The sequence below is a fragment of the Cytobacillus sp. SAFR-174 genome (genome assembly GCF_051964675.1).
In the GTDB taxonomy this organism is placed as follows: Bacteria; Bacillota; Bacilli; order Bacillales; family Cytobacillaceae; genus Cytobacillus.
This window is the reverse complement of record NZ_JBQCMZ010000015.1, coordinates 46,704-72,749: the sequence shown is the minus strand read 5'-3', so window position 1 is coordinate 72,749 and position 26,046 is coordinate 46,704. Positions and strand designations below refer to the sequence as shown.

30 protein-coding genes and 1 riboswitch are annotated in these 26,046 nt (G+C 40.4%); of the genes, 24 read left to right on the top strand and 6 right to left on the bottom strand.

The features are described 5' to 3' along the window. Window positions 1–8 precede the first annotated feature (8 nt). Together ACTHRG_RS15760 and ACTHRG_RS15755 are read right to left on the bottom strand one after the other, a co-directional pair. The gene (locus ACTHRG_RS15760) at window positions 9–479 is read right to left on the bottom strand and encodes a thioredoxin family protein (protein ID WP_076262719.1); all 471 of its coding nucleotides are present in this window, start codon (window positions 477–479) and stop codon (window positions 9–11) included. After that, entirely contained in the window at window positions 479–919 is a 441-nt protein-coding gene (locus ACTHRG_RS15755) for a disulfide oxidoreductase (RefSeq protein ID WP_076262721.1), read from the bottom strand. Before ACTHRG_RS15755 ends, ACTHRG_RS15760 begins: the two co-directional genes overlap by 1 nt. 345 nt (window positions 920–1,264) lie before the next feature. Between ACTHRG_RS15755 and ACTHRG_RS15750 the strand changes: the two genes are divergently transcribed. The 6 genes from ACTHRG_RS15750 (at window position 1,265) to ACTHRG_RS15725 (ending at window position 8,439) form a co-directional block, all read left to right on the top strand. After that, complete coding sequence (locus ACTHRG_RS15750) at window positions 1,265–2,767, top strand: bifunctional GNAT family N-acetyltransferase/carbon-nitrogen hydrolase family protein (protein ID WP_076262727.1); 1,503 nt, start codon at window positions 1,265–1,267, stop codon at window positions 2,765–2,767. Window positions 2,768–2,932: 165 nt separating this feature from the next. Continuing rightward, on the top strand, window positions 2,933–4,678 hold the full coding sequence (locus ACTHRG_RS15745; RefSeq protein WP_076262723.1) for a phospho-sugar mutase: 1,746 nt from the start codon (window positions 2,933–2,935) through the stop codon (window positions 4,676–4,678). Window positions 4,679–4,717: 39 nt separating this feature from the next. Beyond that, window positions 4,718–5,443 (top strand): SDR family oxidoreductase, encoded by a 726-nt coding sequence (locus tag ACTHRG_RS15740; protein ID WP_076262725.1) that lies wholly within the window; start codon window positions 4,718–4,720, stop codon window positions 5,441–5,443. 537 nt (window positions 5,444–5,980) lie between these two features. Then, window positions 5,981–7,111 carry a GAF domain-containing sensor histidine kinase gene (locus ACTHRG_RS15735; protein ID WP_076263372.1) on the top strand — a complete coding sequence of 377 codons (1,131 nt, stop codon included), beginning with the start codon at window positions 5,981–5,983 and terminating at the stop codon, window positions 7,109–7,111. After that, window positions 7,112–7,759 (top strand): response regulator, encoded by a 648-nt coding sequence (locus ACTHRG_RS15730; RefSeq protein WP_076263375.1) that lies wholly within the window; start codon window positions 7,112–7,114, stop codon window positions 7,757–7,759. 140 nt (window positions 7,760–7,899) lie between these two features. Then, window positions 7,900–8,439: an NADPH-dependent FMN reductase gene (locus ACTHRG_RS15725; RefSeq protein ID WP_076263378.1), complete on the top strand. Its 540-nt coding sequence runs from the start codon at window positions 7,900–7,902 to the stop codon at window positions 8,437–8,439. A gap of 56 nt (window positions 8,440–8,495) precedes the next feature. Here the strand turns inward: ACTHRG_RS15725 and ACTHRG_RS15720 are convergent, their stop codons facing one another. Then, the gene (locus ACTHRG_RS15720; protein WP_035326734.1) at window positions 8,496–8,750 is read right to left on the bottom strand and encodes a YhdB family protein; all 255 of its coding nucleotides are present in this window, start codon (window positions 8,748–8,750) and stop codon (window positions 8,496–8,498) included. Window positions 8,751–8,957: 207 nt separating this feature from the next. On the opposite strand from ACTHRG_RS15720, the gene ACTHRG_RS15715 reads away from it, so the two are divergent. The 6 genes from ACTHRG_RS15715 to ACTHRG_RS15690 all read left to right on the top strand — a co-directional run bounded on the left by ACTHRG_RS15715 (window position 8,958) and on the right by ACTHRG_RS15690 (window position 14,372). Continuing rightward, window positions 8,958–9,275, top strand: a complete 318-nt coding sequence (locus tag ACTHRG_RS15715; RefSeq protein ID WP_076263381.1) for a DUF3889 domain-containing protein — start codon at window positions 8,958–8,960, stop codon at window positions 9,273–9,275. A 112-nt stretch (window positions 9,276–9,387) separates the two neighbouring features. Continuing rightward, a complete protein-coding gene (locus ACTHRG_RS15710) occupies window positions 9,388–10,083 on the top strand; it encodes a response regulator transcription factor (RefSeq protein ID WP_076263384.1) in 696 nt (231 codons plus the stop codon). After that, window positions 10,080–11,426: a HAMP domain-containing histidine kinase gene (locus tag ACTHRG_RS15705; RefSeq protein ID WP_076263387.1), complete on the top strand. Its 1,347-nt coding sequence runs from the start codon at window positions 10,080–10,082 to the stop codon at window positions 11,424–11,426. Before ACTHRG_RS15710 ends, ACTHRG_RS15705 begins: the two co-directional genes overlap by 4 nt. Window positions 11,427–11,494: 68 nt before the next feature. Further along, window positions 11,495–12,184 (top strand): PepSY domain-containing protein, encoded by a 690-nt coding sequence (locus tag ACTHRG_RS15700; protein WP_076263389.1) that lies wholly within the window; start codon window positions 11,495–11,497, stop codon window positions 12,182–12,184. Window positions 12,185–12,279: 95 nt separating this feature from the next. Next, window positions 12,280–12,831 (top strand): PepSY domain-containing protein, encoded by a 552-nt coding sequence (locus ACTHRG_RS15695; RefSeq protein ID WP_076263391.1) that lies wholly within the window; start codon window positions 12,280–12,282, stop codon window positions 12,829–12,831. 128 nt (window positions 12,832–12,959) lie between these two features. Then, window positions 12,960–14,372, top strand: coding sequence for a SpoVR family protein (locus ACTHRG_RS15690; RefSeq protein ID WP_076263393.1), 1,413 nt, complete (start codon window positions 12,960–12,962; stop codon window positions 14,370–14,372). Between the two features lie 702 nt (window positions 14,373–15,074). On the opposite strand, the gene ACTHRG_RS15685 is transcribed toward ACTHRG_RS15690, so the two are convergent. After that, a complete protein-coding gene (locus tag ACTHRG_RS15685; protein ID WP_175609185.1) occupies window positions 15,075–15,224 on the bottom strand; it encodes a hypothetical protein in 150 nt (49 codons plus the stop codon). Window positions 15,225–15,353: 129 nt separating this feature from the next. Here ACTHRG_RS15685 and ACTHRG_RS15680 point away from each other — a divergent pair, with 129 nt between their 5' ends. The 9 genes from ACTHRG_RS15680 to ACTHRG_RS15640 all read left to right on the top strand — a co-directional run bounded on the left by ACTHRG_RS15680 (window position 15,354) and on the right by ACTHRG_RS15640 (window position 20,352). After that, window positions 15,354–15,614 carry a metal-sensitive transcriptional regulator gene (locus ACTHRG_RS15680; RefSeq protein WP_048011895.1) on the top strand — a complete coding sequence of 87 codons (261 nt, stop codon included), beginning with the start codon at window positions 15,354–15,356 and terminating at the stop codon, window positions 15,612–15,614. 91 nt (window positions 15,615–15,705) lie between these two features. Further along, on the top strand, window positions 15,706–16,065 hold the full coding sequence (locus ACTHRG_RS15675) for a rhodanese-like domain-containing protein (protein ID WP_076263398.1): 360 nt from the start codon (window positions 15,706–15,708) through the stop codon (window positions 16,063–16,065). A gap of 15 nt (window positions 16,066–16,080) precedes the next feature. Beyond that, complete coding sequence (locus tag ACTHRG_RS15670) at window positions 16,081–16,380, top strand: rhodanese-like domain-containing protein (RefSeq protein WP_440231577.1); 300 nt, start codon at window positions 16,081–16,083, stop codon at window positions 16,378–16,380. A gap of 148 nt (window positions 16,381–16,528) precedes the next feature. Beyond that, a complete protein-coding gene (locus ACTHRG_RS15665) occupies window positions 16,529–17,005 on the top strand; it encodes a DsrE/DsrF/DrsH-like family protein (RefSeq protein WP_076263403.1) in 477 nt (158 codons plus the stop codon). Between the two features lie 21 nt (window positions 17,006–17,026). Continuing rightward, window positions 17,027–17,605 (top strand): sulfurtransferase TusA family protein, encoded by a 579-nt coding sequence (locus tag ACTHRG_RS15660; RefSeq protein ID WP_076263405.1) that lies wholly within the window; start codon window positions 17,027–17,029, stop codon window positions 17,603–17,605. A 41-nt stretch (window positions 17,606–17,646) separates the two neighbouring features. After that, window positions 17,647–18,768: an MBL fold metallo-hydrolase gene (locus ACTHRG_RS15655; protein ID WP_076263406.1), complete on the top strand. Its 1,122-nt coding sequence runs from the start codon at window positions 17,647–17,649 to the stop codon at window positions 18,766–18,768. 52 nt (window positions 18,769–18,820) lie between these two features. After that, window positions 18,821–19,048 carry a sulfurtransferase TusA family protein gene (locus ACTHRG_RS15650; RefSeq protein ID WP_035326750.1) on the top strand — a complete coding sequence of 76 codons (228 nt, stop codon included), beginning with the start codon at window positions 18,821–18,823 and terminating at the stop codon, window positions 19,046–19,048. A gap of 64 nt (window positions 19,049–19,112) precedes the next feature. Further along, the gene (locus ACTHRG_RS15645; protein WP_076263409.1) at window positions 19,113–19,889 is read left to right on the top strand and encodes a sulfite exporter TauE/SafE family protein; all 777 of its coding nucleotides are present in this window, start codon (window positions 19,113–19,115) and stop codon (window positions 19,887–19,889) included. A gap of 100 nt (window positions 19,890–19,989) precedes the next feature. Then, entirely contained in the window at window positions 19,990–20,352 is a 363-nt protein-coding gene (locus ACTHRG_RS15640; protein WP_076263410.1) for a YidH family protein, read from the top strand. A 29-nt stretch (window positions 20,353–20,381) separates the two neighbouring features. Here the strand turns inward: ACTHRG_RS15640 and ACTHRG_RS15635 are convergent, their stop codons facing one another. Beyond that, the gene (locus ACTHRG_RS15635; RefSeq protein WP_076263412.1) at window positions 20,382–21,275 is read right to left on the bottom strand and encodes a YitT family protein; all 894 of its coding nucleotides are present in this window, start codon (window positions 21,273–21,275) and stop codon (window positions 20,382–20,384) included. Window positions 21,276–21,595: 320 nt separating this feature from the next. On the opposite strand from ACTHRG_RS15635, the gene ACTHRG_RS15630 reads away from it, so the two are divergent. Beyond that, window positions 21,596–22,498: a YihY/virulence factor BrkB family protein gene (locus tag ACTHRG_RS15630; protein ID WP_076263414.1), complete on the top strand. Its 903-nt coding sequence runs from the start codon at window positions 21,596–21,598 to the stop codon at window positions 22,496–22,498. 416 nt (window positions 22,499–22,914) lie between these two features. Here ACTHRG_RS15630 and ACTHRG_RS15625 read toward each other — a convergent pair whose 3' ends face one another. Then, entirely contained in the window at window positions 22,915–23,229 is a 315-nt protein-coding gene (locus ACTHRG_RS15625; RefSeq protein WP_048009322.1) for a DUF948 domain-containing protein, read from the bottom strand. Window positions 23,230–23,421: 192 nt separating this feature from the next. Further along, a riboswitch (purine riboswitch) is annotated at window positions 23,422–23,523 on the top strand. Window positions 23,524–23,613: 90 nt separating this feature from the next. Here ACTHRG_RS15625 and ACTHRG_RS15620 point away from each other — a divergent pair. Together ACTHRG_RS15620 and ACTHRG_RS15615 are read left to right on the top strand one after the other, a co-directional pair. Continuing rightward, window positions 23,614–24,909 carry an NCS2 family permease gene (locus ACTHRG_RS15620; RefSeq protein ID WP_076262525.1) on the top strand — a complete coding sequence of 432 codons (1,296 nt, stop codon included), beginning with the start codon at window positions 23,614–23,616 and terminating at the stop codon, window positions 24,907–24,909. 216 nt (window positions 24,910–25,125) lie between these two features. Then, entirely contained in the window at window positions 25,126–26,043 is a 918-nt protein-coding gene (locus ACTHRG_RS15615) for a cation diffusion facilitator family transporter (protein WP_076262522.1), read from the top strand. Window positions 26,044–26,046: the final 3 nt, after the last annotated feature.

Sequence of the window (26,046 nt, the reverse complement as noted above, 5' to 3'; positions counted from 1 at the left end):
TTTTTTGGTTATTTGGAATTCTCATTAAACCACTGTTCAAAAACTTCTTTTTCCTGAGAACCGGTAATCCTGTTAACCTCTTTGCCGTCCTTGTATTGAACGATTGTTGGAGTTTCCTGAATTCCGTAATTGTCCCAGCCGTCTTCAAATTCAAGCAGATTGAATTGCACCAGATCAATACCCATATCTTCTGTAAGCGGAGCCACCACAGGAGTAGTCTTTTGGCAATGAGGGCATGTCGGGCTATAAAAATAAACCGTTACATCTTCTTTTTTATCTAACTTTTTATCCAATTCTTCGGGAAGGATCAGGTTTTGATAATTCGGGTCTTCAAGCTGTTTGACTGTTTCAGGATGAAGCGAATCCTTTCCATACGGATTTTTCTCTGACACTTTTTCTTCGTTTTGCATTTTAGTTAACATTCCAACTGCTGCAAATAATGCAACGATAATGGCAAGAAATATAATGACCTTTTTCATTATTCTGCTGCCTCCTTCGTTTTCTTCCAGACAAGATAACTGCAAATAAAAATAATAATAAAAGCTGTTAATGCTAAAAATGGAATTGTAACAAATCCCAGCCAATTAATATACTGCCCCGTACAGGGAACTCTCCCGCATGCTGCTGCATGATCAGCCATAAATGAAATCTTCTGAATGGAGTAGTGGTAGATGGAAATGCCGGCTCCAACAGCAGATAACACCATTGTATATAAGCTGATGCGATAATCCTTCTTAACCACAGCCAATCCTAGTATGACAGCAAAGGGATACATGACAATCCTCTGATACCAGCAAAGCTCGCACGGTTCATATTGCCTGATTTCAGAAAAATAAAGGCTGCCGAACATAGCAAGAATCGAAGCTGCCCAGGCAATAAACAGCAAATTCTCCCGCCCGTCTGTTTGTGTTTTCTCCATAATAATCTCCTTATTAATATGTACTCTAAAATTATAAAGCTATTGGACATCCATTGTAAATCAACATGTGCAGACAATCAGCAGAAATGGGGCTTTTGTGGCAAAGATATTAACAGGTTACAAATAAAAAGAAGACATTTAACACCTTTATAGAAATATATACAAAGGAAAAGACGCAAGATAATAAGAGGGAAATTACTTAAGAAGTTACGAATGCAGCAAAAAAGGGAAAAGACTTGAATATTACTGAGAGACTAAGCTCCATTTAGCTCCCAGGATAATTATTATTTCCAAAGGAGTGCACCACCATTGACAAAGCTTGATTTAACGAAATTTGAGAAGAAAATGATTATCAGAAATACCCGGCATTCAGATATAGATCATATCATTGCCCTTCAGGAGTTATGTTTTCCCGGCATGGTTCCCTGGAAGAAGGATCAGCTTGAAAGCCATCTGGAAATTTTCCCTGAAGGCCAGTTTGTTGCAGAATATGACGGGGAAATTATTGGATCCTGTTCAAGCCTTATTATAAATTTTGATGAGTATGATGACCGTCATTCATGGGATGATGTGACAGATAAAGGATACATAACGAACCATAATCCGGAAGGCTATAACCTTTATGGAATTGAAGTAATGGTTCATCCTGATTACCGCAGAATGAAAATCGGCCATCGCCTGTATGAAGAAAGGAAGGAGCTTGTCAGGTCTTTAAATTTAAAAAGCATCATCATAGGCGGACGAATTCCAAACTATCATAAATACTCCAATGAAATGAACCCGCGAGAGTATGTTAACGAAGTGTCGCTTCATAAAATCTATGACCCGGTTTTATCCTTTCAGCTCCTGAATGGATTTACCCTGATGAGGATTAATCCCAACTATTTGCCTGACGATGTGCAGTCAAATAAATATGCAACCCTGATGGAATGGAATAATGTCGACTACAGACCAATGAGCAAACGCTTTTATAAAACGAGCTACCCGGTACGTATATGCGTGGTTCAATATTTAATGCGGCAGATAAAATCCTTCGATGAATTTGCCCATCAGGTGGAATATTTTACAGATGTAGCTTCTGACTCAGGGTCCGACTTTGCGGTTTTTCCCGAGTTATTTACCACCCAGCTGATGTCCTTTTTGGAAGAACGTTCACCAAGCCTTGCGGTCAGAAAGCTGACAGAATACACTGAGCAATACATCGAGTTATTTACGGATTTGGCAGTCAGATATAATATCAATATCATTGGCGGCTCTCATTTTGTGAAAGAAGATGACGATGAGATTTATAATATTGCTTACCTGTTCCGCCGGGATGGAACAATTGAAAAGCAGTATAAGCTCCATATTACGCCAAATGAGCGCAAATGGTGGGGAATCAGCCGCGGAGATGAAGTAAAGGTATTTGATACTGACTGCGGAAAAATAGCCATTCAAATCTGCTATGACATCGAATTCCCTGAGCTTGCGAGAATTGCGGCAGATAAAGGTGCCAAAATAATATTTACCCCTTTCTGCACCGAAGATCGCCAGGGATATTTACGGGTACGCTATTGTGCTCAGGCGCGGGCTGTTGAAAATCAAATATACACGGTTATTTCAGGTACGGTCGGCAATCTTCCGCAAACAGAGAATATGGATATTCAATATGCACAATCTGCCATTTTTGCACCATCCGATTTTGAGTTTGCAAGGGATGGTATTGTGGGGGAAACAAATCCAAATATTGAAATGGTTCTGATTGGTGATGTTGATCTGGAAATCCTTCGCCGCCAGAGGCAGGATGGCACAGTGCGCCAGTTAAAAGACCGCCGGCATGATATTTACAGCATTAAATATAAGAAGTAATATATAGTTGCAGCTTGAGCGCCTTTCACTTGGCGCTCAAACGCATTTATCGGGCATACATAATCTCTGGGTGGAAATTGTCAAAATAACTCGGATATTTTTAAAAGGAATATCCATTTGGAACTCGAAAAGGATATGCAGAAGCTTTTTTTAGGAGGTCATACAATGGAATGGAAAACAGCAGCAGAACGATGGATAAACCATGAGGATCTGGACAATGAATTATTAGAACAGCTAAAACGTTTGCAGGGAAATGAAAAGCTCCTTGAAGAAGCATTTTATAAGGGACTGGAATTCGGAACAGGCGGCATGCGCGGGGAAATTGGCCCGGGAACAAACCGCATGAATATCTATACTGTCCGAAAGGCATCTGCAGGATTAGCGGCATACATAGAGGAAAAAGGACTGGAAGCAAAAAACAGGGGAGTGGCTATTGCTTATGATTCACGCCACATGTCTCCGGAATTTGCAATGGAAGCGGCTAAAACACTTGCCAGCAGGGGCATACAGACGTATGTATTTGACGAGCTTCGTCCAACTCCTGAACTTTCATTCGCAGTCCGGTACCTTCATGCGTATGCAGGTATTGTCATAACAGCCAGCCATAATCCTCCGGAATACAATGGTTATAAGGTGTATGGATCTGATGGGGCTCAGCTGACTCCCGCAGAAGCTGACATTGTTATAAGCAAAGTAAATGAATTAGAAAACGAATTGCTGATAGAAGTAATGGATGAAGATGTGTTGAAGGAAAAAGGGCTCATCACCATGATCGGCAAAACAGTTGATCAGGCCTATCAGAAGCAGCTCCTTACCATCTCCGAAAATCCCGGTGCCGCAAACGAAGCGGATGTGCGCGTAGTATTTACGCCTCTTCACGGTACGGCCAACAAGCCTGTCAGAGAGGCTTTGTCAGCGCTGGGCTATGTAAATGTGCATGTGGTAAAGGAACAGGAGCTCCCGGATCCTGAGTTCTCAACAGTAAAGAGTCCTAATCCAGAGGAAAAAGATGCTTTTGAGCTGGCAATGAGAGATGGAAGAGAAACCAATGCAGATTTGTTAATTGCTACAGACCCGGATGCCGATCGGCTTGGAATCGCAGCGAAGAACAAAGAAGGTGAGTATGTTCTTCTGACAGGAAATCAGACAGGGGCGCTGCTGCTTCACTACATACTTTCTCAGAAGAAAGAAAAGAATACACTGCCTGACAATGGCATCATGCTAAAAACGATTGTTACATCTGAATTTGGCCGCAGGGTTGCCTCGTCTTTTGGAGTAGAAACCATTGATGTTTTAACTGGCTTCAAATTCATTGCAGAAAAAATCAAGGAATATGAAGAGTCGGGTGAATACAGCTTCCTGTTTGGCTATGAGGAAAGCTATGGATATCTAATCGGCGACTTTGCAAGGGACAAGGATGCTATCCAGGCAGCCCTGCTTGCAACTGAAATGGCGGCTTATTATAAAAAGAAAGGCATGTCCCTTTATGAGGCATTGCTCAGCTTATTTGATGAGTTTGGCTATTTCCTTGAAGGATTGAATTCAATGACTCTCAAAGGAATTGAAGGAGCTGAAAAAATCCAGCAGACACTGGCATCTTTCCGCACTAATCCGATAAAGGAACTTGAAGGCATGAAAGTTCAGGCTGTTGAAGATTACTTAACAGGAATCAGAACGGAAGCAGATGGAACAGAGGAAAATATCGGCCTGCCAAAGTCCAATGTTATTAAGTATTTCTTCGAAGAAGGGAACTGGATCTGCCTAAGGCCATCAGGTACAGAACCGAAAATTAAATTTTACTTTGGAATTAATGACTCTTCATTAGCCGGCAGCAAAGAAAAACTGGATTCCGTTCAAAAAGCATTTATGGGCATCGTCGAAGAAAGAATGGGGATTTCAGTATCAAAATAAATTCTCACACCCAGAAGTGTCAACAGAAAGGAAGATTCAATGTTAAAGGGACAAACGGCAATAGTAACAGGTGCATCCAGAGGGATCGGCAAGGAAATCGCTGTTAAGCTGGCTCAGCAGGGCATGAAGCTAACCCTGATTGGAAGTTCAGAGGAAATACATCAATCAGCAGAAGACCTCAATAAAATGGGATTTTCAGATGTAATGCCCATTCAGGCGGATATCTCAAATGAAGCACAAGTAAAGGCAGCAGTTGAAAAAACTCTTCAGACATACGGGCAGCAGCTTGACCTTCTTGTGAACAATGCAGGTATGGGCTTTTTTAAACAGGTTGATGAAACGACACTGGATGAGTGGAAAAAAGTCTTTGAAGTAAATGTGCAGGGAGTTTTTCTCGGAAGCAGGGCAGTACTGCCGCATATGAAAGAGCGGAAATCTGGTACAATCATTACCATTTCATCAGATGTAGCCAGGTATACTATCCCGAATGGATCAGCCTATACGGCAACAAAATATGCAGTTCAAGGCTTCTCGGGATCTTTAGCTCAGGAAGTCAGAGAATATGGTATCCGTGTCGGAACCATAAATCCTGGAATGGTTGATACGTTTTTTGCAGAATCCAAGCAGGGACTCGAAGAGAAAAAAGATTGGCTGCAGGTCGAGGATATCGCAAATGCTGTTGTTTACATGGCATCAGCACCGAAACACATGATGATAGACGAAATCGTTCTTCATCCATTTGTTCAAAATTATCCAATAGCATAAAGTGAAACTTCAATCAGTGGGGTTTTCCTTATCCCCACTGATTGTTAGTCGCGTGTCGCTAAGATCTCCGCTAGCGTTTCGATCAATCGACACTACGAACCCGATTGGTTCAACTAAGCCTCTGCCTGCGCGTCGGCAAGTTTCACTGTATCTCACCAATCGGGCCTTTACATTATAAAGCGAGGCGACTTGCCTTGGGGTGACAAGCATAAGTCGAGCAGATGGTGGTGAGTGCTTTTCTTCCCATCAGCTGATTGGCTTATGACCTCGAGCCCCTAGGAGCCGCAGCTAGATCGGGCAGTTTTGACCCCCACTATCCTCCTTTGATTCCTCTAAGTCTTGAAGTGGGGGTCTTACTGCCCGTTAGACTGCGATAGAAAATCTGCACCGAAGAGAATTGCTCTTCGGTGTTTTTATGTTGGCTTCTTCGTTCTACATCTTTAGTCGCAGGCTGCTTCCTCCCAAATGCCAAGGAAGTAAGGGAAAATAAGTTATATAATATAAGTACATATATGACAAGGACTAAGGGGGATCCGGGTGTTGGGGAAAAACAGACAATCAGAAATCGGAATTTTAAAAGAAATAGCAGAGCTATTGAATGAAGGAACAGAAATAGATTCGCTTCTTAAAGAGGTGCTGCAAAAACTGCTTCACATCACCGGTCTGGAAACGGGATGGGTATTTCTGATCGATAGCCATGGGGAGTTCCGCCTTGCAGCAGAAGAGAAACTGCCTCCTGCCCTTTCCGCGGATAACTGCAGGCCGATGTGCAAGGGAGATTGCTGGTGCATTGACCGCTATAATGACGGCAGATTAAACAAAGCTTCAAATATAATTGAATGCAAAAGAATAGAAGATGCAATTGCCGAGCAAAGAAAAGATACTAACGGGCTAACCCATCATGCCTCCGTACCTCTGAGGGCGGGAGAGGAAAAGTTTGGTATTCTTAATGTTGGTTCACCTGCTAAAACCCATTTTTCACCGGAAGAATTGGCTTTGCTGGAATCTGTTGCTTTCCAAATTGGAACGGCTATAAAACGGATCAAGCTCACACAGCTCGAACAGGAGACGGCACTTGCTGCGGAAAGAAACCGGCTGGCAAGGGACCTGCATGATTCTGTCAACCAGCTTTTGTTCTCTTTAAGCTTGACGGCGAGAGGAGGAGCGGAAATGACTGATAACCCAGAAATGAAAGAAACCTTTTCCTACATGCAGGATCTCGCACAGGAAGCATTAAGTGAGATGAGAGCGCTTATTTGGCAGCTCAAACCGCGAGGACTGGAAAATGGAATTATATGTGCTATGCAGACTTACAGTCAAATGCTTGGCCTGAAGCTAAACTCAAAAGTTAAGGGAGTAATTTGTCTTCCTGGGAAAGTTGAAGAAACACTTTGGAGAATTGGCCAGGAAGCTCTGGCAAACTGCAAGAAACATTCCGGTGAGTCAACAGCTGATGTAGTACTGACTGTGGAGGAAAGAAAAGTTGCCATGATGATTTCCGATTGCGGCAGGGGGTTTCACTATCGTGAAAACGATATCCCTTCTCTAGGTCTCAAAAGCATGAAGAAAAGGACAGAAGCACTGAATGGTATATTCAAATTAATAACAGAGCCAAACAAAGGAACGAATATTGAAATTATCATTCCTTTGGAAAAGGGAGGGAAATAAATGGCCATCAAGGTTTTAATAGCGGATGATCATCATGTTGTAAGAAGAGGACTTTTATTTTTTCTCAAAACTCAGCAGGAAATCGAAATTATCGGGGAGGCAAAAAACGGCCTTGAAGCTGTTGAGATGATGCAAACACACCAGCCGGATGTTGTATTAATGGACCTGGATATGCCAGTAATGAATGGGATTGAAGCCACACGGCAGATTAAACAGAATTATCCTAATGTAAAAATCATGATACTCACAAGTTTTTCAGACCAGGATCATGTAATACCCGCCATTGAGGCGGGCGCATCAGGATATCAGCTGAAGGATATTGAGCCGGATATCCTTGTTCAGGCAATAATCCAGCTGATGAAAGGGGAGAATCAGCTTCATCCAAAAGCCACCTCTCATCTGCTTACACATTTAACGAATAAAAACAGTACGGAAAGACATCCGCTTGAAGAGCTGACAAAGAGAGAGCTCGAGGTTTTGAGAGAGATCGCAAAAGGAAAAAGCAATAAAGAAATAGCTTCCTCTCTTTTTATCACAGAAAAGACAGTCAAAACCCATGTTTCCAACCTGCTTTCCAAGTTAGAGCTGGCAGACAGGACTCAGGCAGCACTTTATGCCGTGCGTCATGGGATTGCAGAGACAAAATAAAAACTCATCCAAAAGTCTGAGGGAATATTTACTGAATTAGTACTAAAACAAGCTTTATAAAACTCAGCCATCCTGACGATGTGTAAAAGCGCATGTTTCTATATACTAAATAATATAGGAACTTAAAGGAGAGTTTAAAAATGAAGCTTACAATTATTAATGGAAGTCCGAGAATGAAAGGACGCACGGGAATAGCCTCCCGTTATATTGCAAGAAAATATAATGCTGAACTGATCGACTTAAGCCTTGGAGAAATTCCTTTATACAATGGAACAGAAGATCAATATGGGCTGCCTGCTGTTAAAAAACTGCGCCAGCAGATTGCTGACTCTGATGGAGTTATTCTGGCATCCCCTGAGTACCACAGTGCCATGAGCGGAGCATTAAAGAATGCGCTGGATTTTCTGGGGAGTGAGCAATTTGCCCATAAGCCAGTCGGCCTGCTGGTTGTGGCAGGAGGCGGAAAAGGCGGGATCAATGCGCTGAATAATTTAAGAATTGCCGGCAGAGGCGTATATGCCAATGTTATACCTAAACAGCTTGTCCTGGACCCGCATTGTTTTGATTATGAAAATGATGGCCTTTATGAAGAACCAGCTCAATTGGTTGAGGGCTTAATAAACGAACTTCAGATATATATGAAGGCATATGGTCAAATTAAGCAGGAATTAAAACAATAAGAAAACAAAAACACGGACCAAAAAATCCGTGTTTTATTATTGGTGGAATTCTTTTGTCAGGTTAGTTCATAAAATACAGTGTTTGGCAGCTGTTTTTCCGATAATTCATTGGCATGGTCAATATATCTAAGCAGTGAGTATAAATGTTTCTCAATGACAGAATAGTCTTTTTCGAAATTGTAGGCATGAAGAAAATGTTCGATTTTCTTCGAAAGAAATTGATCTTCTGTCCTGACCATCAGGATCAGCAGGTTATCCCATTCAGACCGGTGTGTATAATATAACGCACGGTCATAATCCACTTTATTCATTTGTCCTCTCCTCCTCTTCCAGGAGTTGATTATAGTTTATGATGATGCGGCATTTTATTTCAAAGTAAATCTTGGACTTGTTGATATACATGGGTTTTCATCATTTACCTGTATATATTGGCCACATTCATTTACAGGAAATTCGGTTACATAAAATCAATGCCTGGGTCAAGAATATAAGTAACGACATATGCTTTGGAGGGAAAAATGAAAAAGTATTTATCCATATTTATGCTGATTTGTTTATTAGCCGGGGGAGGTTCATTGGCAGGAGCTGTACAAAAACCGGATTATGAAAAGTATGGGAGAATTGCCATTGCAGTTGTAAAAGAAGACTACCCTGGGGAAGAAGTAGTGGATTATCAGTATGGAGGAAGAAAGAAAGTTACTGAAACAGACGTAACAGACACCTTCACATTTACAGTAAAAGAAGACGGGAATCCGGTAACCATATTGGTGATGGTCACACATAACCTCAAGGATAACAAAGCGGTTAGCCTATCTGTAGAGAGAAAAACTCAGTAAGCTCCTTCGGGGGCTTTTTTCATTGTCTCCTTATTCAAAATAATGATAAAAACATATCTTTCTGATAACCTTGGATTATGAATATAACTGTCAAATATGGGGAGTGAGTTTTTTGAGGGAATCAATTCTTGTTGCGGAGGATGAAGCTAAAATCGCCAGGCTTCTGGAAATTGAGCTTGAATTTGAGGGCTATCAAGTAACAAAGGCAATGGATGGTTTTCAGGCAATGGAGTTATACAGGACTGGAAGCTGGGACCTAATCATTCTGGATATCATGCTTCCAGGCTTTAGCGGAATTGAAATTCTGCGAAGAATTCGCAGTAAGGATAAACAGACCCCCATTTTGCTGCTGACGGCTAAAAGCTCAGTGGAAGATAAAGTATCTGGCTTAGATCTGGGGGCGAACGATTACATAACAAAACCTTTTCAGATTGAGGAACTGCTTGCGAGGATTCGAGCGGCACTAAGGGTTAAAACAGCAGCTGTTCAAGAAACTACGGCTATTGACTGTCTTGAAGTGTCAGATTTAAAGCTCAATGAGAAAACAAGGGAAGTCAGCCGGGGAGATCAGTCCATAGAACTGACGCCCAGAGAATTTGATTTACTGGTTTATTTAATGACCAATAAAAAACAGGTCCTGAACAGGGAACAGATTTTGGAGGCTGTCTGGGGATATGACTTTTTGGGGGACACAAATGTTGTTGATGTCTACATCAGGTATTTGCGCAAAAAAATAGACTTGCCTGAGATGCCTTCTCTTATTCACACTATCCGCGGAGTAGGGTATGTATTAAAGGAGACGAAATGAATCTTAGGAAGAAAATTTATTTGTATACAACCGTTCTTTTTGCAGTCCTTCTGCTTATAATGAATTTCGCTGTTTATGCTGTATTCAGCAAATTGGTATATGAAAATGAGCGGGCCGCTATTTCGAATGAAATGGAAAATATGACAAAGATTGCCCAAAGATCCATCGGGAATGTTCCGGAAGCTGAACTGCTTAGGGCCTTTGTTCCTTCAAATGGAATGGTAAGACTTGTTCAGCCGGATAAAAAGGCAGTAACCTCCACATCCCCGGATGAAAAGGCGCTCAGTGAAATTCCTGCAGAGTACATCAGCAGTGAATTAATAAAAACAATGGAACGTGATAATAGGGTCTATATGTTTGCGTCGGCACCTGTGATTCTGCCGGATGGTGAAATAGGAAGTTTTCAGCTGACCAGAAGCATGGAAAGTGCGGAAAAAATATTAAAGACTCTTCGCTTCGTTCTGGGGATTGTGACAGTCGCGGCAATGATTCCGGTTTTGATTTCCAGTGCGGTCCTTAGCAAGTTTATTACAAGGCCTGTAGCGACTATGACAGCCACCATGAAAGAAATTAGAAAAAGCGGCCAATTCAAGCGTCTTAAGCTGGAAGGGAAATCTCATGATGAGCTGCAGCAAATGGGTGAAACCTTCAACCATATGATAGATCTTCTTGAATCCAATTATGAGAAGCAAAAACTCTTTATTTCAAATGCTTCCCATGAATTAAAAACTCCATTAACTGTTATAGAAAGTTATTCAAGCCTGCTTAAGAGAAGGGGGCTGAAAGAACCTGAATTATTTAATGAATCCATAGAAGCCATTCACTCAGAGGCGCTAAGAATGAAGGAGATGACAGAACAGCTTCTTTTGCTTGCACGGCATGATGACCATTGGATGATTGATTTGAAAATGGTGGAACTAAACAGTTTTTTAACCCAAGTCACTCGGACATATGAAGATGCTTTTAATAGGACTGTGCATTTGGATTTGTCTGAAAATACACTTATTCAAACTGATGAAAATAAATTAAAGCAGCTCCTGTTTATTTTTCTGGATAATGCCAGGAAATACAGTGATGATGTCATAAAGGTTACTGCTGGAACAGAGAAACAAGAAGTCTATATACGGATTGAAGATCGCGGCATGGGTATACCTATGAAGGATCTGCCAAGAGTATTTGATCGTTTTTACCGGGTTGATGAGGCTAGAAATAGAAAAACAGGGGGATCAGGACTGGGACTGTCCCTTGCCAAAGAAATAGCAGAAGCGCTGGGAGTTGAAATCAGGCTCGAAAGTACTGAAGGAGTAGGAACTGCAGCATCCATCATAATCAAAGTGACATAACCATTCTCATCTTTTTCTCATTTTATTAATAGATAATGGAGAAATAAGCTAAGTGGGAGGTGTAAGGAATGAAGCATAAACTTATAATTGCAGCTTCGGGGCTTCTGCTGGCTGCGCTCCTTGTATTTGCTGCAATTCAATTCACTGATGTCTCTGCTTCTGAATCAATTACTGAAGGTAAAGCCAGGGAATTAATAAAAGACAGATATCAGGGAGAAATTCTGAATGTGAAAAAAGTAAACAGCACTTATTTGATTGAAATGAAAAAAGACGAAGCGTTTTATCAAATAAAGCTGAGTGAAAACGGAGGAGATATTCTTTTTTTTGAAAAAAAGGAACACATTCCTAACGGTGAACAGAATCAGCTTGATGAAGAAAAAATAAAGGAAATTATTCGGGCAGAAGAATCTGGTGAATTACTCTCCATGAAAAAAGTGACTTATAAAGAAAAACCAGCCTTTGAGGCAATCGTTCAGAAAGGTGAAGCAAAGATAAAGATTACTGTTGATGCCCTGACTGGAGAAGTTCTATCCCGTTATGCCGAGGAAACAAAAGTCCCTGTTAAAAATCTAACCGAAGAGGAAGCTATTCAAATTGCTCTAAAAATTGAACCTGGAGAGGTGGATGATATAAGCTTTGAGAAAACAGACAGCGGATCTTATTATCTTGTGGAGATAGAAAAGAATGACGGCAGGGAGGCCGCTGTCCAAATCCATGCTATAACAGGAAAAGTAATGTCGGTTACATGGGATGATTAATTCCTTTCTCATCAAATTTTAATTTTCTTATCCTTTTTCTCTCATTTTCACCGGTTATATTGAACATGTAGAAAAGAAAAAGGAGGAAAAATATAATGAACAAAAAATTTACAGTTATTTCATTGGCAGGAGCTTTATTGCTGGGTGGTGCTGTTGCAGCTGGTGCCGCAGATACGAATGAAAAAGGAAGTGCTGGGAGTAAGAAAGAAGCTGTGCAGGATTTTATTACTGTTGAAGAGGCGAAGAAGATTGCTCTTTCTGAAGCAGAGGGAAGCGTTGAGAGCATTGAATTGGAAAGAGTAAAAGGCAATCAGTATTATGAAATTGATATTGATAACGGGAAAGAAGATATCGATATTAAAATTAGCGCCTTAGATGGTAAAGTCATTTCAATTAATAAAGAGCGGGATGACGATGATGACAATGATCAGTCAGAAAAAGAGATAAATGGGGAAAATATAATCTCCGAACAAAAAGCTATTGAGATAGCTGAAAAAGAAGTTAATGGAATAATGAAAGAAATCGAAATAGATAAGGACGATGGAAAAATCCTATATGAAGTTGAACTGCAGACAAATAAAGGCGAAGCAGATGTCGATATTGACGCTGAAACAGGTAAAGTAGCAACAGTCGAATTGGATGACTAATGCCATATGGAAAGCGGGGCGAAATGCTCCGCTTTTTGCTGTGATTTGTTACAAGCTTATGAAGAGACTACTCATCAATCCTCTTGTTGGTTCATAGATTATGGTAAGGACTAAAAGGGGGAGTGGCAATGCGGGAGGAAGAAAATAAATCATTGGAATATGCCATTCAGGAAATTACTGAAATTGCAAATGGATTTGGCTTGGACTATTACCCTATGAGGTATGAAATTTGCCCTGCGGAAATCATTTATACATTTGGAGCTTATGGCATGCCGACCAGGTTTTCGCATTGGAGTTTTGGAAAACAGTTTCATAAAATGAAGCTGCATTATGATTTAGGGTTATCAAAAATTTATGAGCTTGTAATCAACTCGGATCCCTGCTATGCGTTTCTGCTTGATTCCAATACCCTTATCCAAAACAAATTAATTGTAGCGCATGTTTTAGCACATTGTGATTTCTTTAAAAATAATGTCCGTTTTCAAAACACAAAGAGGGACATGGTAGAGAGCATGGCTGCCACCGCTGAAAGAATAAGGCGGTATGAAATTGAGTTTGGGAAAAAGGAAGTGGAAACTTTCCTTGATGCCGTGCTGGCAATTGAAGAACATATTGATCCGTCTCTAATGAGGCCGAAGCTAGCCTGGAGTTCGGATGATGAATATGAAAGCAGCGGTGAAACAGCAGCGGCCAGCCCTTATGATGATTTATGGGATTTGGATGAAAGAAACAAGAAGCATGAACCAAAGAAAAAAAATAAGAAGTTCCCTCCGAAACCAGAAAAAGATTTACTGCTGTTTATAGAGAGCTACAGCAGGGAGCTAACCGACTGGCAGCGGGATATATTAACGATGATGCGGGAAGAAATGCTCTATTTTTGGCCGCAGCTGGAAACTAAAATTATGAACGAAGGCTGGGCATCTTATTGGCATCAGCGCATCTTAAGGGAAATGGATTTGACATCTGCTGAAGCGCTGGAATTTGCAAAGTTGAATGCAGGGGTTGTGCAGCCGTCCAGAACCGGAATCAATCCATATTATCTGGGTCTGAAGATTTTTGAAGATATTGAAGAACGATATAACAATCCGACTGAGGAAATGAAGAGGCGCGGTGCAGTGCCAAATTCAGGCCGGGAAAAAATGTTCGAGGTTCGTGAAATCGAGTCAGATATATCATTTTTAAGAAATTATTTAACAAAAGACCTTGTCATGAGAGAAGATATGTATCTGTTCCAAAAACAAGGTAAGGATTATAAGGTAGTGGATAAACAGTGGGAGCATGTGCGCGATCAGCTTGTCAGCATGCGTGTAAATGGAGGATTCCCATATTTGACGGTTAATGACGGAGATTATATGAAGAATGGTGAACTATACTTAAAGCACTGGTTTGAAGGTGTGGAGCTTGATCTAAAATATCTTGAAAAAGTACTCCCATATGTACACCAGCTTTGGGGCAGAGGCGTCCATATGGAAACCATTGTTGAAGGCAAGAACATGCTTTTCACTTACGATGGGAAGAGCATTCACAGGAAATATTTGTAAAAATGACGGACGAACCAAAATATATTGTGGTTCGTCTTTTTTTGGCCGGGCTGCAAACAGGTTTTTTAAAAATGGACAGAATAAAACTAAATACTTTCCTTCTCAAGGAGTATTGAAGTAATATTAACGTGTACAGGCGGGGGTATTGAAAAGGTAACTAGATGACTCCCGGATATTAATATTTTCTTTACAGCCATGGATAAACTGAGGAAAGGATGATGATCTTGAAAATTACAGATTCAGCTCGGGATCTATTGAAACAGATTCTTCAAGAGAAAAATACTGGCGGAATTAGAGTTTATTTTGCAGGCTTTGGCTGAGGAGGCCATCAAATTGGACTGGCTCTGGATGAGCCGGAAGCAGATGATATAATCGAAACTATAAATGGAATCCAGGTGGCAGTCGACCCGGAGATCAAGCCGCATACAGAAAGTATGATTCTTGACCATGATCAGGAAAATGAAAGACTGGTTCTGTTAGGCAATGACAGCGGCTGCTGCTAATCAAAAACACCCACGCGGGTGTTTTTCTATTTGTAAAAAAAGTATTGACTATATACCCAATAGGGTATATTATATGAATTGTAATTGAATTATTTACGCAGAGGAGAGAAATATGCTGCTGATTTTTTTAACCTTGCTGCTAGTTAGTTTCCCATTATTTAAAAGGTATTATCCTATTAGAAATATCCCTTGTTATCATTTAGATCAATGCCTGCCCAAGGAAGGCATAGCTCTGCTGGATGTCAGGGATTATAATGATTCCTGTCATTGTGAAATACCCGGAGCGATCAATCTGCCCATTCCATATATAAATCGGCATATAAACGATATACCATATAACCAAATCCATTTAGTTGCCTCCAGCTCATTAGAGAAAAATTTTGGGGTAAGGATGCTGCGAAAAAAAGGGTTTAAAATAGTTGGTTTTTCAATGCCTGATTGTCACTGTGTAAAATAAAACTAAAATGGGGTGAAGCTTGTGTTATACGATGCAAAAACTAAAAATCGAATCAAAAGGGCAGAGGGCCAGCTTAGAGGGATTTTAAAAATGATGGAGGATGAAAAAGATTGCAAATCTGTCATTACCCAGCTAACAGCTTCAAGATCAGCAATTGATAAAGCAATTGCAGTTATTGTCAGTTCCAATCTTGAACAATGTATTGTTGAAAACGCTGAAAAGGGAATTGAGAGTTCCATCATGATTGAAGAGGCTGTCAACTTACTTGTTAAAAGCAGATGATGGTCAGTTGACTTCCTTTTTTTATTTAGTTATAATATACCCCATGAGGTATAAAACAAAAGCGTTATCACATAAATTTGGAGGTAAGCAAATGACTATTGCAAATGGAATCATTATCGCCCTGGTTATTATTTTTCTCCTTCAGAAGCTGATTCCGGTAAAGGGCGTAAAGCAGATGACAGCTGCTCAGCTGAAGAATGAAATGAAGGACAAAACAAAGCAATACATTGATGTAAGAACAACAGCTGAATTTAAAAGCTTCCATATTCCAGGATTTAAGAACATGCCTCTTCATCAGCTTCACCAGAATATGGGACAGCTATCAAGAGATAAGGAAGTAGTTGTTATCTGTCAAAGCGGAATGAGAAGCAGCAAAGCAAGTAAAATTCTAAAAAAAGCCGGATATAAGAACATTACAAACATCAAAGGCGGAGTAAGCGCCTGGAGATAAAGGGGAGAATATTAAATGAAAACAATGAATGTGAATGAAGTAGAGCAGCAGCTAGCCGCCGGAGTAAAATTAAATATCGTTGATGTGCGGGAAGCAGATGAAGTAAAAGAAGGAAAGATAGCTTCAGCTATTCATATTCCGCTTGGATTAATTGAATTTCGTATGCATGAGCTGGATAAGAATCAGGAATATGTTATGGTTTGCCGATCAGGAAACCGCAGCGGATTAGCTGCACGATTCCTTGAAGGACAGGGGTATAGAGTCATTAACATGCTTGGCGGTATGATGAACTGGGAAGGACCATTAGATTATTGAACTGCAAAGGCCAAGAACAGGTGTTGACAGAAAGTCAAATATGCTCTAGTATATACCCTGTGAGGTATTTGGATTCATTTTAAAAGTTATAAGAAATAAATTTTTTTGATTATATATATACCCAATAGGGTAAAGGGAGGATAAAAGATTGGAAAAGAAAAAAACAACAATCGTTCTATTCAGCGGAGATTATGACAAGGTGATGGCGGCTTATATCATTGCAAACGGTGCAGCTGCTTACGATCATGAGGTAACCATCTTTCACACATTCTGGGGACTGAATGCTCTTAGAAAAGATGAGCCAATTCAAGTCAAAAAAACTTTTATGGAAAAAATGTTTGGCAAAATGATGCCAAGAGGTCCGGAAAAAATGGGCTTATCGAAAATGAATATGGCTGGAATGGGTCCTAAGATGATCAAAGATATTATGAAAAAGCACAACACAATGCCAGTAAGCGACCTTATTGAAATGGCAAAAGAACAGGAAGTTAAGCTTGTAGCCTGTCAAATGACTGTCGATCTTCTTGGTTTCAAACAGGAAGAAATCATTGATGGTGTAGAATTTGCCGGTGTAGCTGCTTATCTTGCAGATGCAGAAGACGGTAATGTCAACTTATTTATCTAAAGTTATAAGGAGGAATATTAAATGGAAACTTTAAAAACAAACTCTTCAGTAGATGCAAAAGGGCTTGCCTGCCCAATGCCGATTGTAAAAACGAAAAAGGCAATCACTAATCTGAATCCTGGGGAAGTACTTGAGGTACTTGCAACAGATAAAGGTTCAAAAGCAGATATTCAGGCCTGGGCAAAAAGCTCTGGACACCAATATCTTGGCACAATGGAAGAAGGCGAAGTGCTTAAGCATTATATACGAAAAGCAGGTGAAAATGAAGAGCGTGAAGCTGCAACTTTTGAGTCTGTTGCCTCTAACGATGATCTTTTAAAAGAGATGGATTCTAATGATGATATTGTTGTTCTCGATGTCAGGGAACCTGCTGAATATGCATTCGGCCATATTCCCAATGCTATTTCGATTCCCTTCGGAGAATTGGAGGAAAGAATTAGCGAGCTAAACCAGGATAAAAAGATTTTTGTAGTATGCCGTACAGGGAGCCGAAGTGATATGGCATCCCAGGTATTAGCTGAAAAAGGCTTCTCAAATGTAATTAATGTAGTGCCGGGAATGTCCGAATGGAATGGACCGACCGAAACGAAGCTTAACTAAAATTTTTTAAACTAAATTATACATTAAGGGGTATACTAACGATGAATGCAATGACTGCTAGTGAAGTAACAAAAAAGGTTATTCAAAATGAAGAATTATTTATACTTGATGTACGCAATGAAACCGACTTTAACGATTGGAAGATTGAAGGCAAAAACTTTGAATACTTGAATGTTCCATACTTCGAACTTCTTGATGGCGTAGAACCTATTCTGGATAAAATTCCGGCTGATAAAGAGCTTTTAGTAGTGTGTGCAAAAGAAGGTTCTTCTGTCATGGTCGCAGAAATGCTTGAAGAAGCAGGACGCAATGCCTCATACCTTGCAGGCGGGATGAAATCATGGAGTGAACACCTTGAGCCTGTTAAAGTGGGTGATTTGAAGGATGGCGGAGAAATGTATCAATTCGTCCGCATCGGAAAAGGCTGCCTGTCCTACATGGTGATTTCAAATGGTGAAGCTGCAATCGTCGATGCCACAAGAATGACTGACGTATTTACTGATTTTGCTGCTGAAAAGAATGCAGAGATTAAGCATGTCTTTGATACACATCTGCATGCAGATCATATCTCAGGCGGACGCAAAATTGCTGAAAAAACGGGTGCTTCTTACTGGCTTCCTCCTAAGGATGCTGAAGAAGTAACATTTGAATACAGCCGTCTTGAAGATGGAAACGAAGTCATGATTGGTTCTACTAAAATCAGCATTCAAGCTATTTACTCACCAGGCCATACAATTGGTTCAACATCTTTTGCAGTGGACGATCAATACCTTCTTTCAGGTGATATCCTATTCATCGATTCTATCGGACGTCCCGACCTTGCCGGTAAAGCCGGGGATTGGGCTGGTGATTTAAGAGAAACACTTTATAAGCGCTATAAAGACCTATCAGGCGAATTAGTTGTTATGCCTGCACACTTCATGATTATTGAAGAATTAAATGAGGATGGCAGCGTATCCGAAAAGCTTGGCACATTATTTGCTAAAAATCACGGATTAAACATTGAAGACGAAGGAGAGTTCAGAAAGTTAGTTTCTGAAAATCTTCCTCCTCAGCCTAATGCTTATCAGGAAATCCGCGAAACAAATATGGGAAAAATCAGCCCGGACGAAGAAAAACAGCGTGAGATGGAAATCGGTCCAAATCGCTGTGCTGTAAGATAATTTTTTTGAAGGATTTATCAAAAACTAATAATAATAATTGGAGGAATGAAATATGAACGCAGCAAAAGTACTGGATGCAAAGGGTTTAGCTTGTCCAATGCCAATCGTAAAAACAAAGAAAGCAATAGGTGAAATCGAATCAGGGCAAGTGCTTGAAGTTCATACAACAGACAAAGGAGCAGTTAAAGATTTGGCTGCCTGGACAGAGTCAACAGGACATGAGCTTTTAAAACATGAGGATGACAATGGAGTGTTAAAGTTCTGGATAAAAAAAGGCTGATCTATTGAAAAGATAAAAGGGAGTTTGCACTCCCTTTTATTGCTTAAAAGGAGGAGATGGCCACATGGATTTTACTTTTTTGATCGTTATATTTTTAATTGGTTTTATCGGGTCTTATATTTCCGGAATGGTGGGAATTGGCGGCTCAATCATTAAATACCCAATGCTATTATACATTCCGCCGTTATTTGGATTAGCAGCCTTTTCTGCTCATGAAGTTTCAGGAATCAGTGCTGTACAGGTGTTTTTTGCAACAATCGGAGGTGTCTGGGCCTACAGGAAAGGCGGATATCTGAATAAAACACTAATTATTTATATGGGTTCAGCCATATTAGCCGGAAGTTTAATCGGAAGTTACGGTTCAAGGTTTATGACTGAAGGCGGCATTAACCTTGTTTATGGTGTTTTAGCTTTAATTGCGGCAATTATGATGTTTGTGCCGAAAAAAGGCTTGGATGATATCCCTTTGGATCAAGTAAAGTTCAATAAATGGCTTGCAGCCTTCTTTGCTTTGATTGTCGGCATCGGGGCTGGTATCGTCGGTGCAGCAGGTGCCTTTTTACTGGTTCCTATTATGCTGGTTGTATTGAAGATTCCTACAAGAATGACGATTGCGACATCACTGGCAATCACTTTTATTTCATCGATTGGATCTACAGCTGGTAAATTAGCAACCGGACAAGTAGACTACGTTCCTGCAGCCATTATGATTATTGCCAGCTTAATTGCTTCTCCATTAGGAGCTGCTTCAGGAAAGAAAGTAAATACAAAAATTCTCCAGGTTATTTTGGCTGTACTAATTCTGGCTACATCCATTAAGATCTGGATGGATATATTATAATTCCGGGGAGGGGGCAGCGGGTGCTGTTCCCTTTAATGTTTAACCTGTGGTTAAGCGGTAAAAATAATCGTATACTTCAGATAAGGGAGAGCTGTTTCTGATGGAAGAATCCAAAGAGTCGAAATACATACAGCAGCATCTGGCAAATGAAAGAACCTTCCTGGCATGGGTAAGAACATCGATCGCTGTAATTGGAATAGGTGTACTTGCTTCCACACTGCATTTTAATAATGTGCAGAGAGTAAATAAGTTTGCAGATAGCATTGCCATTTCATTAAGTCTGTTTTCTCTGGTTACCGGCCTGACAATCCTGGTTTACTCTACCTTGAATTATTTTCAGGTCAGAAAAAGAATTAACCTGCAGACCTACTCATCATCCCGATCACTGATATACTTAATAACAGCTGTAATCTTTTTGATATTTATCTTATTGCTAATATATTTATTTGTTATTTTGATTTAACTGGTGCATCCATGTTTATAAATTATTAATTAATGAATGGCTTTCTTTTTAAATCTTCCGCCCCTGACTTCCGCAATATCAGAAACTGCTAAAAAAGCACTGGGATCTATTTCTTCCACGATGGCTTTTAATTTTGCCTCTTCCAGTCTGGTGATGACACAAAAGATTACTTTTTTATCATCCCCTGTGTAAGCACCTTCCCCATTTAAGTAGGTAACTCCTCTTCCCAGCCGTGCAAGAATCGCTTCGCCGATTACCTTATGCTGGTCACTGATGATCCAGGCTGATTTTGATTCATCCAGCCCGCTGATCACCACATCTATTGTTTTGAAAGCAATGAAATAAGCGAGGATGGAATACATTGCCCTGTTCCAGCCGAAAACAAAGCCTGCCGTAGCAAAAATGAAGATATTGAAAAACATAATAATTTCCCCGACAGAGAATGGAAGTTTTTTATTTACCAGAATGGCCAGAATCTCTGTTCCATCTAAGGATCCTCCATACCTGATCACCATGCCGACCCCAACACCAAGAACAATGCCGCCAAATACCGTGGCTAACAGCAAGTCCTCAGTAAAAACAGGAACGTCATGCAAAAGGAGAGTGGTTGCTGATAATACGGCAATCCCGAGCAGCGTAGACAACGCAAAGGTTTTCCCTATCTGTTTGTATCCTATGTAAAAAAATGGGATATTAAGGATGAAAATAAACCAGCCCAGTTTCCAGCCGGACAGGTGAGAGAGGATAATGGAGATGCCTACTATTCCGCCATCCAGAATTTTATTGGGCACAAGAAACTCTTCGATCCCTACGCCCATAAGTATGGCTCCAACTATGATGAAGAAAATTCTTTTTGCAAGCTTTCCTTTAGTCAATCCTTTATGTACATTTGCTTCAACAGCAGTTTCGAGTGAAACGTTCATAAATGACCCCCATTTTTATATGATAACCGAGTATCTGTATAAGCTAGTAATATAATATGATAGCTTGTGCATTTTTAGCTCAAACTAATTATTCGGCAAGTCTGATAATCACTATGTCTAATTATAACATTTCTTATATTAGATGAGGGATTCATGGGGTTAAATAATACTCTTAGTTCTGTACTCCTTTGTAAGGATCATACAATGGTATCTTTTTTACCAGCCTGATTGAATATTTTATGAAAATACGATTAGTTCAAAGCTCTTCGGGGAAATAAACACATACAAGCAAATCAGCTGTATAAGGGAGGGGCAGTTACATGCATAAGGTTATTCAATTTGGCAAGAAGCTCGGAAAGGAGTTTAAGAATGATCGGGCAACCGGGCTTGCAGCCGAACAAGCCTATTATTATATGCTCTCCATTTTTCCTTTATTAATCCTGCTTATCTCCATTGTTCCATATCTATCACTGGATCCTCAAAAAGCATTAACATATTTGCAGAGTGTAATGCCGTCTGATTCGTTTAGTGTGATCGAGGATAATGTGGTAGATATCATTACGAAGCCAAACGGCGGTCTGCTGACTTTTGGTATTATCGGTACATTATGGTCGGCTTCTAATGGAATGCAGGCTTTCATTAGGGCCATGAATGATGCGTTTGATGTAAAGGAATCGAGATCATTTATAAAATCAAGACTTGTTTCCATAGGCTTAACACTTGGACTGCTTGCAGCATTCATTGTTGCCATGGTTCTTCCTGTATTCGGAAAAGTTATCTTGAATTTTATTGGGAATTTTATAAATATATCTGAAGGGATGCAAATTCTGATCAATGTATTGCGATGGGCCGTTGCTTTTGTGATCATGGTTACAGTCCTGGCTATTCTTTATAAAGTCGCACCGAATAAACATTTTCCTTTCAAACAGGTATTGCCGGGTGCAATAGCCGCAACGGTTATGTGGCAGATCATATCTTTTGGCTTATCCTTTTACGTAAGCAATTTTGGGAATTATTCAGCCACATATGGAAGCCTTGGCGGAGTTATTGTATTAATGCTGTGGTTCTTTCTAACCGGCCTTGCACTTGTTATTGGCGGAGAAATAAGTGCCCTCTATCACAGAAATAATACATTTAAACCGGGCAGCGGAAAGAAAGATGATAAAAAAGACCACAAAGTACAATCCGATGGAGAAGCGTACCGTACACTTTCAATCAAATAGGGCAAAATAAAACGAGGGCTCAGCCCTCGTTTTATTTTATCGCAGTCTAACGGGCAGTAAGACCCCCACTTCAGGACTCAGAGGAATCAAAGGAGGGTAAGTGGGGGGCAAACTGCCCGATCTAGCTGCGGCTCCTAGGGGCTCGAGGTCATAAGCCAATCAGCTGATGGGAAGAAAAGCACTCCCCACCATCTGCTCGTCTTATGCTTGTCACCCCAAGGCAAGTCGCCTCGCTTTATAATGTAAAGGCCCGATTGGTGAGATACAGTGAAACTTGCCGACGCGCAGGCAGAGGCTTAGTTGAACCAATCGGGTTCGTAGTGTCGATTGATCGAAGCGCTAGCGGAGATCTTAGCGACACTAGAACGCGACTAACAATCAGTGGGGGATAAGGAAAACCCTCACTGATTGAAGTTTCACTTTATCTGATGGATAAAAGGTATTTTAATGTTCCACCACTTTTTAATTTTTTTTGGTGTTTCTTTAACAGCAGCCACTGTATTATTAAATGTTTGTTTCTTAAAATTGATATCCCTTTGGATTTCTTTCTGGGTTGCTGTCAGTTCGTCAACCCCATTTTTCACTTGATCTGCTTTTAGCTGCATGACAGTGCTTATTGCTGTCAGCTTCTTAATTGCGGGTTTGGCATCCTTGTACGTTTTAAAAGCATAGATGCCCAGAAAAATCAGAGATGCTGCTATAAGAATCAAGCTTGCATAAACAATGAACATTACGACCTGCCTCCTCATGCGGGTTTTCTTATTATTTACCCATTAACGCAAAAAATTAACGTTAAATCTTCTTAACCACTTTGATAAAGAGAATTCTCAGAATAAATTAAAGAATTGACGTCCAAATTTGAGTTTGCTAGAATTGGTTTCATTATATCAATATATAATGTTTGGGCAGTACACTAATTGATGTGCTGAGCCTTACATTTTACCTGTATATGTTCAGAGATAGGGTCTGAGCGTTTCTACCGGGCTGCCGTAAATAGCTTGACTACAGGGGATATAGCTTGTTTGAATAGGCATGCTATTTTCTTCTGTTTTTCTTTATGGCAGCTTCGCATCTTGCGGAGCTTTTTTATTTTCCAAAAAAAAGGAGGGAATGGCATGTCATCTTTTTTCCGGTTTCATGAAAGAGAAACATCATACAAACAGGAAACAATTGCAGGTTTAACCACATTTTTATCAATGGCATATATTCTAATTGTAAATCCAATTATCCTTAGCCAGGCCGGAATGGATAAAGGGGCTGTTTTTACTGCTACGGCACTCTCGGCTATTATTGGCTCTTTATTAATTGGCCTGCTGTCCAATTATCCGATTGGGATTGCCCCAAGCATGGGCCTCAATTCTTTCTTCACTTTTTCTGTCTGCATCGGAATGGGTATTCCGTGGCAAACGGCATTAACAGGTGTTTTTATCTCAGGGATCTTATTTGTGATTTTAAGTTTATTAAAAATACGCGAAAAAATTATTAACATTATACCGAAGGATTTAAAGCATGCAATTGCAGGCGGCATCGGATTTTTTATTGCTTTCATAGGATTGAAAAATGCGGGCCTTGTTGTAGGAAATGATGCGACATTTGTGGCGATTGGCGATATCAAATCCCCAGTCACGCTTCTGGCTGTTTTCTGTTTTATATTAACAATCGTTTTAATGGTAAGAGGAGTTAAAGGGGCCATTTTCTATGGTATGGTCATTTCAGCAGCTGCCGGAATGTTAATTGGCATTATTGATAAGCCGGAAAAAATCATCGGGGCCATCCCGAGCCTTGAACCGACATTTGGTGAGGTTTTTCTTCATATCGATCAAGTCTTTACTCCGGAAATGCTGGCAGTAATATTTACTTTCTTATTTGTTGCCTTTTTTGATACAGCCGGAGCCTTAATAGCGATTGCAAGTCAGGCTGGCTTAATGAAAAATAATGAAATTCCTAATGCCGGCAAAGCGCTTTTGGCTGATTCCAGTGCAACTGTAGTAGGTTCTGTGCTTGGAACTTCTACAACTGCTTCCATGATTGAGTCCAGTTCAGGGATTGCAGCTGGAGGCAGAACAGGTTTTACATCAGTAATTATCTCTGCATGCTTCGCGGTTGCATTATTCTTTTCTCCATTGCTCAGTGTGATAACGGCTGAAGTAACATCGCCGGCACTGATCATTGTTGGAGCACTGATGGCCATGGAGGTAAAACATATTGATTGGGGTAAACTGGAAATCGCAATTCCTGCGTTCGTGACCATCTTAATGATGCCATTGACCTTCAGTGTAGCAACAGGGATTGCACTCGGTTTTATTTTATACCCAATTACAATGCTGGCACTTAAAAGGCCACAAGAGATCCATCCCATCATGTATGGACTATGTATTGCATTTATGGGTTATTTTGTTTATCTTGCATAAGGGAAAGGGGCTGCCTGCAGAGTCGGGCAGCCTTTTTGTGATTTCTATAATTACATGGATTTCAATTTTCTGCTGTTTTTTGTTGATTTCGTCAGAAGATGTTTGAGCGTATTTATTTAGTCTAAATTAAATGGGAATAATAAAAATTATTGAACAATAAGCCAAAGTCATACATAATATATATGAGCATATATTCATATAAAAGGGGTGCATTATATGGGACACAGTCATGGGCACGGGCATTCACATGACCACCATCACACTGGCAATAAAAAGGCGTTGATGTGGGCATTTATTTTAATTGCTTCATTTATGATTGTAGAAGTGATTGGCGGTATATGGACTAATAGCCTTGCGCTGCTATCGGACGCCGGGCACATGCTGAGTGATGCAGCTGCGCTTGGCTTGAGTTTTCTGGCGATCAAAATAGGTGAAAAAAAGGCGACGAATTCAAAAACATTTGGCTACAAACGATTTGAAATTATTGCTGCTTCAATAAATGGCATTACACTGCTCCTAATTTCTCTTTATATTTTCTATGAGGCCTATCACCGCATTCTTGAGCCGCCGGCCGTTCAAAGTATGGGAATGCTCGTGATTTCATCGATTGGTCTTCTCGTCAATATTGCAGCAGCATTCATATTAATGAGCGGGGATAAGGATCATAATTTAAATGTCAGAAGTGCTTTTCTGCATGTTCTTGGTGACCTGCTTGGTTCTGTTGGAGCAATTGCCGCTGCACTTTTAATTTATTTCTTCGGGTGGGGCATTGCAGACCCAATAGCAAGTGTAATAGTAGCAGTTCTCATTCTTGTAAGCGGATGGAGAGTGACAAAAGAGTCTTTCCACATTCTAATGGAGGGGACACCTTCCCACCTGAACCCAGAGGATATTAAAAGTGCGCTCCTCGGACTTGCACATGTAAAAGACGTTCATGATCTTCATATTTGGACGATTACTTCCGGTTTTCCTTCTCTTAGCTGCCATCTTGTAATTGAAAATGAGGGCGGACACGATGCAGTCCTTCATGCGGCTCAATCTGTGCTGCATGATGAATATGGGATTGAGCACAGCACGATACAAGTGGAGGGAGAAAGAAAAGGCTGTCCCGGCCATAATGAAAGCTGCAATTAATAA

Bases quoted from the DNA above. Each gene is read 5' to 3' on its own strand.
- ACTHRG_RS15725 (WP_076263378.1), top strand. From the start codon at position 7,900: ATGAAGCTTACAATTATTAATGGAAGTCCGAGAATGAAAGGACGCACG.
- ACTHRG_RS15740 (WP_076262725.1), top strand. From the start codon at position 4,718: ATGTTAAAGGGACAAACGGCAATAGTAACAGGTGCATCCAGAGGGATC.
- ACTHRG_RS15625 (WP_048009322.1), bottom strand. From the start codon at position 23,229: ATGTTCATTGTTTATGCAAGCTTGATTCTTATAGCAGCATCTCTGATT.
- ACTHRG_RS15670 (WP_440231577.1), top strand. From the start codon at position 16,081: ATGAAAACAATGAATGTGAATGAAGTAGAGCAGCAGCTAGCCGCCGGA.
- ACTHRG_RS15645 (WP_076263409.1), top strand. From the start codon at position 19,113: ATGGATTTTACTTTTTTGATCGTTATATTTTTAATTGGTTTTATCGGG.
- ACTHRG_RS15750 (WP_076262727.1), top strand. From the start codon at position 1,265: ATGATTATCAGAAATACCCGGCATTCAGATATAGATCATATCATTGCC.
- ACTHRG_RS15730 (WP_076263375.1), top strand. From the start codon at position 7,112: ATGGCCATCAAGGTTTTAATAGCGGATGATCATCATGTTGTAAGAAGA.
- ACTHRG_RS15635 (WP_076263412.1), bottom strand. From the start codon at position 21,275: ATGAACGTTTCACTCGAAACTGCTGTTGAAGCAAATGTACATAAAGGA.
- ACTHRG_RS15685 (WP_175609185.1), bottom strand. From the start codon at position 15,224: ATGGATTTGGTTATATGGTATATCGTTTATATGCCGATTTATATATGG.
- ACTHRG_RS15660 (WP_076263405.1), top strand. From the start codon at position 17,027: ATGGAAACTTTAAAAACAAACTCTTCAGTAGATGCAAAAGGGCTTGCC.
- ACTHRG_RS15755 (WP_076262721.1), bottom strand. From the start codon at position 919: ATGGAGAAAACACAAACAGACGGGCGGGAGAATTTGCTGTTTATTGCC.
- ACTHRG_RS15630 (WP_076263414.1), top strand. From the start codon at position 21,596: ATGCATAAGGTTATTCAATTTGGCAAGAAGCTCGGAAAGGAGTTTAAG.
- ACTHRG_RS15650 (WP_035326750.1), top strand. From the start codon at position 18,821: ATGAACGCAGCAAAAGTACTGGATGCAAAGGGTTTAGCTTGTCCAATG.
- ACTHRG_RS15700 (WP_076263389.1), top strand. From the start codon at position 11,495: ATGAAGCATAAACTTATAATTGCAGCTTCGGGGCTTCTGCTGGCTGCG.
- ACTHRG_RS15655 (WP_076263406.1), top strand. From the start codon at position 17,647: ATGAATGCAATGACTGCTAGTGAAGTAACAAAAAAGGTTATTCAAAAT.
- ACTHRG_RS15640 (WP_076263410.1), top strand. From the start codon at position 19,990: ATGGAAGAATCCAAAGAGTCGAAATACATACAGCAGCATCTGGCAAAT.
- ACTHRG_RS15720 (WP_035326734.1), bottom strand. From the start codon at position 8,750: ATGAATAAAGTGGATTATGACCGTGCGTTATATTATACACACCGGTCT.
- ACTHRG_RS15615 (WP_076262522.1), top strand. From the start codon at position 25,126: ATGGGACACAGTCATGGGCACGGGCATTCACATGACCACCATCACACT.
- ACTHRG_RS15695 (WP_076263391.1), top strand. From the start codon at position 12,280: ATGAACAAAAAATTTACAGTTATTTCATTGGCAGGAGCTTTATTGCTG.
- ACTHRG_RS15715 (WP_076263381.1), top strand. From the start codon at position 8,958: ATGAAAAAGTATTTATCCATATTTATGCTGATTTGTTTATTAGCCGGG.
- ACTHRG_RS15690 (WP_076263393.1), top strand. From the start codon at position 12,960: ATGCGGGAGGAAGAAAATAAATCATTGGAATATGCCATTCAGGAAATT.
- ACTHRG_RS15760 (WP_076262719.1), bottom strand. From the start codon at position 479: ATGAAAAAGGTCATTATATTTCTTGCCATTATCGTTGCATTATTTGCA.
- ACTHRG_RS15620 (WP_076262525.1), top strand. From the start codon at position 23,614: ATGTCATCTTTTTTCCGGTTTCATGAAAGAGAAACATCATACAAACAG.
- ACTHRG_RS15675 (WP_076263398.1), top strand. From the start codon at position 15,706: ATGACTATTGCAAATGGAATCATTATCGCCCTGGTTATTATTTTTCTC.
- ACTHRG_RS15745 (WP_076262723.1), top strand. From the start codon at position 2,933: ATGGAATGGAAAACAGCAGCAGAACGATGGATAAACCATGAGGATCTG.
- ACTHRG_RS15705 (WP_076263387.1), top strand. From the start codon at position 10,080: ATGAATCTTAGGAAGAAAATTTATTTGTATACAACCGTTCTTTTTGCA.